Below are 13,144 nucleotides of genomic sequence, written 5' to 3'. Positions count from 1 at the left end.
TTGCAGCATTTCTGCCTCACCGCATATCGGGGGGCGACGCTTCTTTTTCAAGACGGGCGATGACATCGTCCAGCGACAGGACGTTCTGGCCATCCTTGCCCAACTCGCGCAACGCCACCGTGCCCTCATCCGCCTCGCGTCGCCCGATGACCAGCAGGTTGGGCACCTTGGCCAGGCTATGTTCGCGCACCTTGTAGTTGATCTTCTCGTTGCGCGTATCGAGTTCGGCACGGATTCCGGCGGCGCGAAGCCTGTCGACGGCCGCCTTGGCATAATCGTCCGCATCAGAGACGATGGTTGCGACCACCGCCTGAACCGGGGCGAGCCAGAGCGGGAATTTGCCCGCATAATGTTCGATCAATATGCCGATGAAACGTTCATAGCTACCGAAGATCGCACGATGGAGCATGACCGGGCGATGCCGCTCGCCATCCTCACCGACATAGCTGGCGTCGAGCCGTTCGGGCAGCACCCGGTCGGACTGGATCGTGCCGACCTGCCAGGTGCGGCCAATCGCGTCAGTGAGGTGCCACTCCAGTTTGGGCGCGTAGAAAGCGCCTTCGCCCGGTAACTCCTCCCAGCCATAGTCCGGCGTATTGAGCCCGGCGGCAGCGACCGCGTTGCGCAGTTCTTCCTCTGCCTTGTCCCACATCTCCTCGGTGCCGAATCGCTTTTCGGGACGCAGCGCCAGCTTGATCGAATAGGTGAAGCCGAAATCCTTGTAGATACGGTCGGCAAGCGCGCAGAAGGCACGTACTTCCTCGACAATCTGGTCCTCGCGGCAGAAGATATGTGCGTCGTCCTGCGTGAACTGGCGCACGCGCATCAGGCCGTGCAGCGCGCCATGCGGCTCGTTGCGGTGGCAGCAGCCATTTTCGTAGAAGCGCAAGGGCAGGTCGCGATAGCTTTTGATTCCCTGCCGGAATATCAGGACGTGCGCCGGGCAGTTCATGGGCTTCAAGGCCATCCAGTCGGCATCGTCCGACACCAGCGGCCCTTCGTCCTCGACATTGGGGACTTCGTCGGGGATGACGAACATATTCTCGCGATATTTGCCCCAATGGCCCGACTGTTCCCACTGGCGCGCGTCCATCACCTGCGGCGTCTTGACCTCGCGATAGCCCGCCTCGTCGATCGCGCGGCGCATATAGGCTTCGAGGTTCCGCCAGATGACATAGCCCTTGGGATGCCAGAAGACCGAGCCATGCGCTTCCTGCTGGAGGTGGAACAAGTCCATCTCCGCGCCCAGCTTGCGGTGGTCGCGCTTCCCCGCTTCCTCAATCCGCGTCAGATGTTCGGCCAGTTGCTTCTTGTTGAGCCAGCCCGTGCCGTAGATGCGCGACAGCATCGCATTCTTCTGGTCCCCGCGCCAATAGGCGCCCGACACGCGGGTCAGCCTGAAGGCCTGCGGGTCCAGTTTGCCCGTCGAGGCAAGGTGCGGCCCACGGCACATATCGTACCAGGAGCCTTCGGAACCGGGGGTGCCAGAATGATAAACGGTCAGTTCCTCACCCTGCGGCAATTCGGCCGCCCACTGCGCCTTGAACGTCTCGCCGGCCGCTTCCCATTGCGCAATCAGCGTGTCACGGTCGATCACCTTGCGTTTGAGCGGCTTGTCTGCGGCGATGATCTTGCGCATTTCGGCCTCGATCACGGGCAGGTCCTCTTCAGTGAAGGGTCGGTCCTTGGGCGCGAAATCATAATAGAAGCCGTCCTCGGTCGCCGGACCGAAGGTGATCTGCGTGCCGGGAAACAGCGCCTGTACCGCTTCGGCCAGCACATGGGCGAAATCGTGGCGCGCCAGTTCCAGCGCGTCCGCTTCGTCCTTCGCGGTCACGAGCGCCAGATGGGCGTCCTCTTGCAGCGGCCGGCCGATATCGCGCAATTCGCCATCGACCCGCGCCGCGATTGCCGCCTTGGCGAGACCCGGGCCGATCGCCGCCGCAATGTCCGCCGGGGTAGTGCCGGGCGCGACTTCACGCACGGAACCGTCGGGCAGAGTGATTTTGAGCATGGCGGACACGATATGTCTTTCTGTTGAAGGGGCTGTCAGCGCGGCACACATAGCCGCGCCTTTCCCTTAGATGGGTCGACTTGCCTGTCAATACAGGGGGGATCTCATGATGAGGCCGAGCCGGAACCGAACTCGCAAAAATTCTAAGTTAATTTTCAAATAGATGATAGAAATGGAATGCGCAAAAGGGCCTCAGAAAAGCCCCAGGCCGCCTTTGCTGAACTTGAAAATTACAACGGATTTTCAGTTGTTTATCAAAATGCTCGCCATAATGGAACGGACAATGAACGGGGTTGGGTTGTCGGACCAAATAGGGAGCCGCTCCCCTCCGCCGTCTGGCTTGCTCGCCGTCAGGCTAGTGCACGGCTGTCTATTCGCTGGGCTTCCTATTGCGGCTAAGTCCCATCGTTCATTTTGATGGCGATAGCCTGGCTATCAAGCAGCAGTCTGGGCGCGTTGCTACGATGCTTCACCCAATTGCTCGGATTTTCAGCCATGTTGGCGATCTTCCAAGTCCTATCAAAATGATGGCGCTCCCGCATTTGCATCTCACCGCGCCCATGATTGCCATGCCTCCTTATCAAGATACGACAGAACAGACCTGAAAAATCATGCTCAGCGGCCGCGACGCACATAGGCTTACCTATTCCACTGGCGCCCGCGTCATCCTTCCTACGAACGCTGCCATTGCGTCCCGCCGCGGTTTCCCCCGGCGGGACATATGGCGTCAAAAGCTGACGCGGGCGGTCACGCGGATGTCGCGTCCCGACAAGGGCGCGAAGTCCTTCAGGAATGAGGCATGGCGGCGGGCAACGACATCGAAGATGTTGTTTGCCGACAGCGCGAAGCTGAGAGGACGTTCTGTACCCCAAGGACGGTAGTTGACCTGCGCATTGACGAGGGTGAAGCCCTTCGTCTCCGTCTCGAAGTCAGAGACACGCTTCTGGTCGTCCGTCCATTCGACCTCGCCGCGCACGTCCACCTTGGGACTGGTGACGCCAAGACCGCCCAGCAAGCGAAGCGGCGGAATGCGCGGGGCGGGGCCTTCGCCGACGATACGCGCGTGGACATAGTCGCCCAGCGCGTCTGCTACGAGCTTCATCTCCCCGAACGTGGCGAGGGTGACTGACCCTTGCGCCTCGAACCCGTAATAGCGCGCCTTGGCCTGACTAAACTGGTAGACGGGCAGGCCATCCTCTTCCTCGCCGGTCAGCCCTTCATAGATGAAGTTGGAAAACCAGTTATGATAGGCCGAGGCCTCAAAACTGTAATTCTCGCCCTTCCCACGTAGCACCGCTTCCAGACCCCATGCGCGTTCGGTCTTGAAATCAGGATTGCCAACCTCGAACGCCTGCGTTCCGGCATGTGGGCCGTTGGCGAACAATTCTTCCGCCGACGGCGCGCGTTCGGAACGGGAGAGATTGACGCCCAGACGCCAGTCGGAATTGAAGCCATAGGACGCGCCGCCCGAGAAGGAGAAGGTGTCGAAGGTTCGCTTGCCTGCGAAGAACTGATCCTGGTCTTCAAGTGGCAATGCCTGCAATTCGCTATGCTCGTAGCGCCCGCCTGCCTCCAGCTTGACCGCGCCATAGTCGAGCGTCTGAAGCGTGAACGCGCCGAACCGCTGCGTATCATTTTTGGGCAGGAAGGCTTCCTCGCCGACGACGTTGAAGTTCCGCGAGTAATATTGGACGCCGCTTGCGCCCTGCCATGGGCCATGATCGGCCTGCACCAGTTCGATGCGGCCCTCCATGCCCTTGTTGTAGAAGGCGGTGCCGACTTCTCCGCTCTCTTCCAGTTCGAAATGCCGATAATCGGCGTAGCTGGCGCGCGCACGGATCGCTTTTAGCAAGCCGCCGCCCGTTTCGACCTCAGCCCGCAAATCCAGCCGATCCTGCGCCAGATCAAGGCGTGGCGCCTCCTGTTCCTGGCCGGGCAGCGTCGCGTAGCGCACAGGCACGCCATAGAGGCTGTCATAATGGCTGTAGGATACGCCCAGATTGCCGGTCTCGGTAATGAGGGCTGCACCGACGCCCGCGGTCCACGTCTTGGCTTGGCTGTTGGGCAGCTTTCCCCGTATCGCGGCATTACCGGCAAAGTCGATGGCTTCCTCGCCTTCTTCCGGCTCTTCGGCGGGAAGCTGGCTGGATGCCAGCGCCTGCGCGCGCGCGCTTGGCGACAAGGCGTAGCCGCCGATGCGCATATTATCCGATTTCAGATAGCTGCCATCGGCGTGGACGACGAACTTGTCACCCAGCGGCACATCGACCGAACCGGCACCGCTGCGCTCGTCGGCTGCGCTGCCATAGGTGGCGATCGCGTCGATATGGACGGGCTCGTCGGGCACGCTGCGGGGGATACGCTTGTCGATGACATTGACAACGCCACCGATCGCGGACGCACCGAAGAGCAGCGACTGGGGACCCCGCAGCACTTCAATGCGTTCGGCGAGCAATGGATTGACCACAGGCGCATGATCAACACTGGTGTTGGACACGTCAATGGAGCCAATGCCATCGACCAGCACGCGTACGCGTTCCCCCTGAAGTCCGCGCAAGACCGGGCGGGACGCGCTGGGGCCGAAGGAGGTTGCGGACACGCCAGGCGTATGCTGGAGCGTTTCGCCGATCGATGGGCGTATCGCCTGTGTGAGGTCGCTCCCCTGAAGCACCGACGCGCCCGAAAGGATATCGGACCGGTCACGTTGGAACGGCGCGGTGACGATGATGTTGGCAGGGGTCTGTTCGTGCAGCGCGGCTTTCTCAGCCCTCTCATCTTCCGCCAGAGCGGGATTGCTGAGCGTGAAGATCGCGATGGCTGAACAGGTCGATAGAAGCAAACTGATGCGCATGGGGTACCCTTTTTTGATCCGAACCTCGGATCCTCTCCTGACTGCGCTCAAGGCGCTTTCCCCTGTTGCGGGTCTCTTATGCTCCTTTATTGCGCGTTACAACATATCATAGCCATATCGTGTCAAAATACTGCTGAGTGTATGATGGTTGCATCACTCCTCATCCTGCTAGGCGACGTACTTCCGCCCATTGTGAATGATGCCTCCTGGCGTGCCGCATCTATTGATCGCGGCCTACGCCGATAAGATCGAGGGTCCTCATCCTCTCGTTTCCGGCCAGACACGCGGCGTGGCGCCTTTCTTCTATCGGCGATGTTGATCGCGAGAAATTGCGGTGAAATCAGCCGCCAATTCGTAATGACCCGCGATAAGGTGGCAGGGTAGCATCGGTCCTTCTACTATCTTGGCTGCCACCAGAAACATTCTGTAACTATATGGAAATACACCGTTATCGTGGGTGATAGTTCATAGTTCAGGGTTGTGATGTGATATAATATTACGTATCACGCCGCATCTTCAGAACATCGACAGGGGACATTCCGTGAGAAATCACCTTCACCATTTGTGCGCCGTATCGATCATTGCGATCACCCCCGGCATCGCCCTTGCTCAGGCAGGCGGGCATGGCCAGGGGGATATCGTTGTTACGGCTGCTCCTTTGGGGCAGAAGGCTGATGAGACCACCACGCCGGTCGTGACACTCACGGGGGCAGAACTGATTCACCGGCGCGCCGCAACGCTTGGCGAGACGCTGGCAGGTCAGCCGGGGATCAATTTCGAAAATTTCGGCGGCGGCGCCAGCCGTCCGATCATTCGCGGCCAATCCTCGCCCCGCGTGCAGGTGCTGAGCGACAGCGCCAATGTGCAGGACGCCTCGGCGATCTCGCCGGACCATAATGTCACGGGCGAACCGCTATTGCTGCGCGGGATCGAGGTGCTGCGCGGTCCGGCGACCCTGCTCTATGGCAGTGGCGCAATCGGCGGCGGGGTCAACCTGCTCGACGAGAAGGTTCCGACCTATGTTCCGGAGGGCGGCATCACCGGTGCAGCCGAAGGGCGGCTGGGCACCGGTGATGATGAGCGCAGCCTGGTAGGCGGTGCAACGGTCGGCGCCGGGCCACTGGCTCTGCGGGTGGAGGGCGTCCACCGCCGCTCCGACGACTATCGGGTGCCTCGCGCCTTTGGGGAGGACAGAGTGCATGGCTCCTACAATGACACATCGACCGTCAGTGTCGGGGGAAGTTGGATCGGCCCGGACGGCTATCTGGGCGTTGCTTATACCCGCCAGCGTAATGAATATGGCGTGCCGGGCCACAATCATGATTATGAAAGCTGCCATCCCCATGGCATCAGCCTGCATTGCGGCAGTCATGGAGAAGAAGAGGAGCATGATCACGACCATGATCATGAACACGACCATGAGGAGGAAGTGCCATTCGTAAAGCTGCGCAGCAATCGCTTCGACATTCGCAGCGATTATAACAATCCTGTGCCCGCGCTGGAGAAGGTACGCTTCCGCCTGTCCTTCACCGACTATGCGCATGACGAGATCGAGGATGGGGAAGCGGAAAACACCTTCCTCAACAAGGCCCACGACCTGCGTGTGGAACTGACTCATGCGCCGCTGGGGGGCTTGCGCGGTACGTTCGGCATCCAACAGAGCGGCAGCCGGTTCCAGGCGATCAGCGGCGGTGTGACGCACACGCTGAATACGGACTCCAGCAATACCGCGATTTTCCTGCTGGAGACTTATTCGCTTGGCAATGTCCGGCTGGAGGCGGCCGCCCGACAGGAATGGCAGACGGTGAAGTCGCTGATCACGCGCTATCCCTCGATCAGGCACAAGCCCTTTTCGGCGTCAGCCGCCGCGATCTGGAGCATAGGCAGCGACTACTCGCTGGCCCTGTCGCTGGCGCATACCGAACGCGCGCCTTCGGTGCAGGAACTTTATGCCTATGGCCTGCACCTTGCGACCAACACCTATGAGATCGGGATCGTCAGCGGCAACAGCCGCCTTGCCGAAAAAGTATCGCAAGGCGTTGAAAAGGCGAATTCGGTCAACCTGACGCTGCGCAAGACGGCAGGGCCGACAACCTTCACCATCGGCGCCTATCATCAGGACTTCGATAATTATATCTACGCCCAGACGCTCGACCAGTTCGAAGATTTCCGTCTGATCCGCTATGCCGGGGCAGAGGCGACCTTCACCGGCATCGATGGGGAAGTGCGCCATGCCTTCAACGATCAGTTCGCCCTGTCGGTGTTCGGCGACTATGTTCGCGCCAAGCTGAAAAATGGTGGCGGTGACCTGCCGCGTATTCCGGCCGGGCGCCTTGGCGCACGCGGCGATGTGCATGTCGGGCCGTTCACGGCGGATGCGGAATATTATCATGTGTTCGAACAGGACCGGATCGCAGCCTTTGAAACGCGCACGCCGGGCTATGACATGGTGAATGCGACGCTCGCCTATCGCGTCGAACTGGGGGACAAGCGCAGCGCGGAACTGTTCGTGCGCGGCACCAACCTGACCAACGAGTTGGCATATAACCATAGCTCGTTCATCAAGACCTTTTCTCCGTTGCGCGGCCGCAACTTCTTGTTCGGCCTGCGGGGGGGCATTCTGAGCAAGACGAAAGGAACAGCGCGGCGACCGTCCGCGCTGTTCCGCCATATCGAGATGCTCCAGGGCGATCGGCCTTGGGGCACCTTTCTGGACGCGGGAACGGGCACCAATTCGATCGGCTGGGTGTCAGGGCTTGCGACCGATCGCTGGGTCGCCGTCACCGGCGCGGCGGGCCATGCCGTTCAGGTGCGTGACGCATCGGATCGCGTTCGCCGACCGCAGGACAGGATCATCCTTGGTAACTGGGCCAACCCGACGCTGCTGGCAGGCGAGCGTTTCGATACCATTCTCGCCGACTATCTGATCGGGGCGATCGAAGGCTTCGCACCCTATTTTCAGGAACGGATGTTCGCCCGGCTGCGGACATTGGCGCGCGGGCGGCTCTATCTGGTCGGCCTTGAGCCCTATGTCGCTGAACGACCGGAGACACCCGACGGCCGCATCCTGTGTGACATCGGGCGATGGCGCGACGCCGTGTTGCTGCAAGCGGGCGAGCGACCCTACCGCGAATTTCCGATGGAATGGGTGCTGGAACAGATGACGGCGTCGGGTTTTCGCGTCGTCAGCGCGCATCGTTTCCCCATCCGTTACCAAGAGAAGTTTGTGAACAGCCAGATCGACATGTGCGCGTCGCGGCTTTCGAGGCTTGGGGATCGGTCACTGGCGGCGGCATTACATGCGCGGGGCGAAGCCTTGCGACAGGACGCTTTGGCCATAATCGGGCGCGACGGCGGGCTGCGCCATGGCTTCGACTATGTGATCGCTGCTGAGAAAGGCTGATCGACTCGCCACCAATATTAAAGTCGGGGGAGGGTACGCATGCCGGGCGCTTATAACCATGGGCTGCGCAAGCAGGGTGGCAGGTGCTTCGAAAACACGCGCCCAGATATGAGCGGTCCGATCAGGCCACATAGGCGTCAGGGCGCGTAGCTGCATGGCTAAAAGCGGCGGCGAGCCAAAGGGATAAAGCATACAAAGGGGTGCACGCGCTGGTTCGTCGGGGAGGCTTTGTTTCGGGGGAAAGACATTCATAACAATTTCTGACTGACGCTGGACATCCTGTGTCCTTCGCCGTATCGAGAAATGATATACCGTCACATAAAGGTCAAGGATAGAATATGGCTTCACTGACAATCGGCTCCCGGTCACGGTACTGTCCGGCTTTCTGGGCGCGGGCAAGACGACGACGCTCAATCATATTCTCGCCAATCGTGAGGGGCGACGCGTTGCCGTGATCGTCAACGACATGTCGGAGGTCAATATCGACGCCGATCTGGTGCGCGGCGGCGACGCGGCGCTGTCGCGCAGCGAGGAGGCGTTGGTCGAGATGACCAATGGTTGCATCTGCTGCACCTTGCGCGATGACCTTTTGAAGGAAGTGCGCGCGCTTGCCGAGGCGGGCCGGTTCGATGCGCTGGTGATCGAGAGCACCGGCATTTCCGAGCCTCTGCCGGTGGCGACTACCTTCTCCTTCCGCGACGAGGATGGCAATTGCCTGGGCGATGTCGCGCGGCTCGACACGATGGTTACGGTAGTCGACGCGCTCAATCTGCTCGCCGACTATTCGAGCCAGGATTTTCTCGCCGACCGTGGCGAGAGCCTGGGCGAGGACGATACCCGCAGCCTGGTCGGCTTGCTGGTCGAGCAGATCGAGTTTGCTGACGTGGTCGTCATCAACAAGGCGAGCGCCGTGTCGCAATGCGGCGATTGGCGACCCATGGGCGGATGTGAGTGCGGCGGTGCAGGCCTATCGCCCGCTCTATCTTCCCTATCGGTTCATAACGCCATCGAGTGATCTTTATGGTTATGCCGAGGCTCTGGTCATGGCGGCGAAGGAAAGGGCCAAACCGAACGAAGAGCGCCTGCCAGGCTATACCGACAGCGCGCTGCCGCTGCTGGAAAAGCAGATATTGGACAAGCGCCCGCTCTATCCTTGGCTGGAAAAGCTGCAATTGTCCTGGAGCCTGTCCAAGGCGCGCGAATATCTGGGCGTGGACGATGCGGACACGCAGTTGCTGCTGGGCAAGGAAAGTCCCGAACAACTGGCCGAGCGGCTGGTGTCGCAGACGCGCCTGGCCGATCCCGACTATCGTCGCCAGCTATGGGAAGGCGGGTTGCAGGCGATTGAGGCGTCAAAGGATCCGCTGATCCAATATGCCCTCAAGCTCGAACCGCGCCAGCGCGCTCTCAAGCGCCAGGTGGACGAAAATTATCAGGGGCCGCTGACGGCTGCCGGGGGCAAGCTCGCCGGGGCGCGCTTTGCGGCCTATGGCAACGCGCTCTACCCCGACGCGACCTTCACTCTGCGGATCAGCTATGGACAGGTGAAAGGCTGGACCGAACGGGGCAAGGCCGTTCCCTATGCCACGACCATGGGGGGCACATTCGACCGCGCGACCGGGAGCGCACCGTTCGACCTGCCGACCGCCTTCGCCGCCAACCGCAAGGCGATCGATCCCGCCACGACCTATGATTTCGTGACTACCAACGACATTATCGGCGGGAATTCGGGCAGTCCCGTCATCGACCGCAGCGGGGCGGTGATCGGCGCGGCGTTCGATGGCAACATCCATTCGCTGGGCGGCAATTATGGATATGATCCGGCGTTGAACCGCACCGTGGTCGTGTCGACCGATGCGGTGCAGGAGGCGCTGGAAAAACTCTATCCCGCGCCCGCTCTGGTCGCTGAACTCAAGGCGCGCTGAGGTGACGCAACCCATTCAAACCGCTGCCTATTGGGACGAGACGGCGGATGCCTACATCGTGGGCGCGGAACCGTTCACCGCACAATTTTGCCGCGATGCCGTGGCGCTGGCCGAGATCGAAACGGGCATGTCCCTGCTTGATATCGCGACGGGGCCCGGCGCGCTGGCGCTCGCCGCAGCGGCAGAAGGCGCGCAGGTGACCGCCATCGATTTTTCCGCGACGATGATAGATCGGCTCGCTGGCCGGTCTGATGGACTTGCCATTACGGCGCGGCAGACGAACGGTCAGGCGCTCGATCTGTCCTCAGACTCGTTTGACCGCGTCTGCTCGGTATTCGGCGTGCCGCTTTTCCCTGATTGGCGGGCGGGCCTTGCCGAAATGGCGCGCGTGCTGCGCCCCGGCGGCCTCGCCGTCCTTGGGGTAGCGGCCAATCCCTATGGATTTGGTCCGAACCAGCTATTGGCGGAGGCGCGGCTGGCCCTATGGCCAGACATTGCGATCGACATGGATATGCCTGGCATGATGGCCCTGCATGAGGGCGATTGCATTATTGCCGCGTGCGAAGCAGCAGGGCAGGCGCACGTCACGCTGCACAGCCGGACTCATGACATTGTGCTGCCAGCGGGCATTTTGACCCATGACAGCGCGATGATCGGGTCAAACCCGTTGATCGCCGGGCTGAGCGAAAGCGAGCGCCGCGCCGTCATCGCGCAGGCGCAAACCATGCTGGATCCTTGGCGCGATGGCGATCTCATCCGCATGCCGGGGAAGGCGCATCTGGCGGTCGCGACCAAGCCGGGCAATAAGGGGCGTGCAGCCGCATAAGATGGCGCATCGTGACGGAAGGACAGCAAAGATGATGCATGAAAGCAGTTTGGGAGTTTCCTTTCGTCACCGCTTGGCCGGCGCACTATGCCTGTCCCTTTGCGGATGGGTACTGGGGGGCGCCGCAGCGCCGATGCAGCGGCCGCCGCTGACTGACACGATGATGAACGAGCAGGTCAAGGCCTATGACTGGGTTCGCCCGCAGGCCGACTATGTGCGCAAAGTGGTGATGATCCCGATGCGCGACGGGAAGAAGCTCTACACCGTTATCGTGTATCGCAAGGGCGTGAGCGATGCGCCGATCCTGCTGAGCCGCACGCCCTATAATGCCGACAAATCCACCAGCCGCAACCGCAGCCAGAAGATCGAGGAGATCCTGCCCGTAATGGACGCGGAGTTCGTCAATGACGGCTATATCCGGGTCTATCAGGATGTGCGCGGCCTTGACGGGTCGGAGGGCGACTATGTCATGAACCGCCCGCTGCGCGGCCCGCTCAACCCGACCAAGGTCGATCACGCCACCGACGCCTATGACACGATCGACTGGCTGGTGAAGAATGTGAAGGAGAGCAACGGGAAGGTCGGCATAACCGGCTCCTCCTATCTCGGCTTCACGTCGCTCATGGCGTTGATCGACCCGCATCCGGCGCTCAAGGCCGCAGTGCCGCAAAGCCCGATGGTCGACGGGTGGATGGGCGACGACTGGTTCCACAACGGCGCGTTCCGCACCTTCGGCTTCGATTATGACCTGGGCCAGACGGTGAAGAAGGGCGGCGGGGCAGTGCCCAAGGGGACGGGCGACGAATATAGCGCCTATCTGGAGGCGGGGTCAGCGGCCGACTATGCCAGGGCCTACGGCCTGCTGGACCTGCCCGTGGTGCGCAAGGTGCTGGAGCATCCCAGCTATGACGCATGGTGGCAGGGGCAGGCGGTCGACAAGCTGCTGGAGAAGAGAAAGCTGACGGTTCCGACTATGCTGGTTGTCGGCCAGTGGGACCAGGAAGACAGCTATGGCGCCCCGGCTGTCTACCGGGCGCTGGAAAAGCAGGACGCGGCCAATGACATGGTCAGCCTCGTCATCGGTCCCTGGCGGCATAGCCAGGTTAATTATGAAGCCCGCGCCCTTGGCCCGTTGCAATGGGAAGGCGACACGGGGTTGCAGTTCCGCACGCGGTACATGAAGCCTTTTCTGGACTGCCATCTCAAATCCAATCCGCCACCATGCACGACCCCTCCCGTGCTGACCTATGCGACCGGCGCAAATCAGTGGGAGGTGTCGCAGCAATGGCCGGCGGGCACGCCGACGCCGCTTTACCTCGGCAGCAATTTCGGCTTGTCCTGGACCAGGCCGGAGGCAGGCAGTGACAGCTATGTCTCTGATCCTGCCAAGCCCGTGCCGATGCTGCCGCGCCCGGTCCATATGCAGGGTGAGGAATGGCGAACCTGGCTGGTGCATGACCAGCGCTTCGTCGACGGTCGTCCGGATGTGCTCAGCTACACAACCGGCACGCTCGACAAGCCCGTGCATATCAAGGGGGCACCCAAGGTCGATCTGCGGGCTGCGACCACAGGGCGCGACAGCGATTTCGTCGTCAAGCTGATCGACGTCTATCCTCAGGAGAACTCCGCCAATCCAGCCATGGCGGGCTACCAACTGGGCATCGGCATCGAGATTTTCCGCGGCCGCTATGTCCACGGCTTCTCCACCCCCGCGCCGCTGGAGTCGGGGAAGACTTATGCCTTCCAATGGTCGCTGCCCAATGTCGACCATGTGTTCCTGCCGGGTCACAAGATCATGGTGCAGGTGCAGTCGAGCCTGTTTCCGCTCTACGACCGCAACCCGCAAAGCTGGGTGAACTCGATCATGGAGGCCAAGCCCGAAGACTATATGAAGGCGACCGAGACGATCCACCGGGGCGGCGACGCGGCCAGCGCCGTCTGGCTGCCCATCATTCAAGACTGAACCACCATATGATAGGTCGCGCTGGAAAGTCGTGGATGGACGACATCAGCCCAGCGCGATCAGCCTTCAAACTTCGGACCCTTGTTGTTGATTTCCACTGAGAAGTGACCCGGGTTTTCCATCGAGAAGTGACCCGTCTGCGGATTATGTTTCGGGTGTCAC

7 protein-coding genes are annotated in these 13,144 nt (G+C 61.2%); 5 read left to right on the top strand and 2 right to left on the bottom strand.

Features of this window, described 5'->3' with window-relative positions; all coding sequences use genetic code 11:
• Nucleotides 1-16 precede the first annotated feature (16 nt).
• Nucleotides 17-2,014, bottom strand: a complete 1,998-nt coding sequence (thrS, locus tag LL253_RS17280) for a threonine--tRNA ligase (protein ID WP_228227973.1) — start codon at nt 2,012-2,014, stop codon at nt 17-19.
• 727 nt (nt 2,015-2,741) lie between these two features.
• Nucleotides 2,742-4,865: a TonB-dependent receptor gene (locus LL253_RS17275; RefSeq protein ID WP_228227942.1), complete on the bottom strand. Its 2,124-nt coding sequence runs from the start codon at nt 4,863-4,865 to the stop codon at nt 2,742-2,744.
• Between the two features lie 541 nt (nt 4,866-5,406).
• Here LL253_RS17275 and LL253_RS17270 point away from each other — a divergent pair.
• The 5 genes from LL253_RS17270 to LL253_RS17250 all read left to right on the top strand — a co-directional run bounded on the left by LL253_RS17270 (nt 5,407) and on the right by LL253_RS17250 (nt 12,982).
• Nucleotides 5,407-8,268, top strand: a complete 2,862-nt coding sequence (locus LL253_RS17270; RefSeq protein WP_228227941.1) for a TonB-dependent receptor domain-containing protein — start codon at nt 5,407-5,409, stop codon at nt 8,266-8,268.
• Nucleotides 8,269-8,599: 331 nt separating this feature from the next.
• Nucleotides 8,600-9,283, top strand: coding sequence for a GTP-binding protein (locus tag LL253_RS17265; protein ID WP_323133423.1), 684 nt, complete (start codon nt 8,600-8,602; stop codon nt 9,281-9,283).
• Nucleotides 9,216-10,193 carry a S46 family peptidase gene (locus tag LL253_RS17260; protein ID WP_228227940.1) on the top strand — a complete coding sequence of 326 codons (978 nt, stop codon included), beginning with the start codon at nt 9,216-9,218 and terminating at the stop codon, nt 10,191-10,193. The genes LL253_RS17265 and LL253_RS17260 overlap by 68 nt, the downstream gene beginning before the upstream one ends.
• A 1-nt stretch (nt 10,194) precedes the next feature.
• Entirely contained in the window at nt 10,195-11,019 is an 825-nt protein-coding gene (locus LL253_RS17255; protein ID WP_228227939.1) for a class I SAM-dependent methyltransferase, read from the top strand.
• Between the two features lie 133 nt (nt 11,020-11,152).
• Nucleotides 11,153-12,982: a CocE/NonD family hydrolase gene (locus LL253_RS17250; protein WP_228227938.1), complete on the top strand. Its 1,830-nt coding sequence runs from the start codon at nt 11,153-11,155 to the stop codon at nt 12,980-12,982.
• Nucleotides 12,983-13,144: the final 162 nt, after the last annotated feature.

It is taken from the genome of Sphingobium soli (assembly GCF_020782245.1).
In the GTDB taxonomy this organism is placed as follows: Bacteria; Pseudomonadota; Alphaproteobacteria; order Sphingomonadales; family Sphingomonadaceae; genus Sphingobium; species Sphingobium soli.
Note: the sequence above shows the minus strand (reverse complement) of the source record. Positions and strands in the feature narration are given on the sequence as shown.

What these genes read in the sequence shown, in the direction of transcription:
- thrS (WP_228227973.1), bottom strand. Translation starts at nt 2,014, where the DNA reads ATGCTCAAAATCACTCTGCCCGACGGTTCCGTGCGTGAAGTCGCGCCC.
- LL253_RS17250 (WP_228227938.1), top strand. Translation starts at nt 11,153, where the DNA reads ATGCAGCGGCCGCCGCTGACTGACACGATGATGAACGAGCAGGTCAAG.
- LL253_RS17275 (WP_228227942.1), bottom strand. Translation starts at nt 4,865, where the DNA reads ATGCGCATCAGTTTGCTTCTATCGACCTGTTCAGCCATCGCGATCTTC.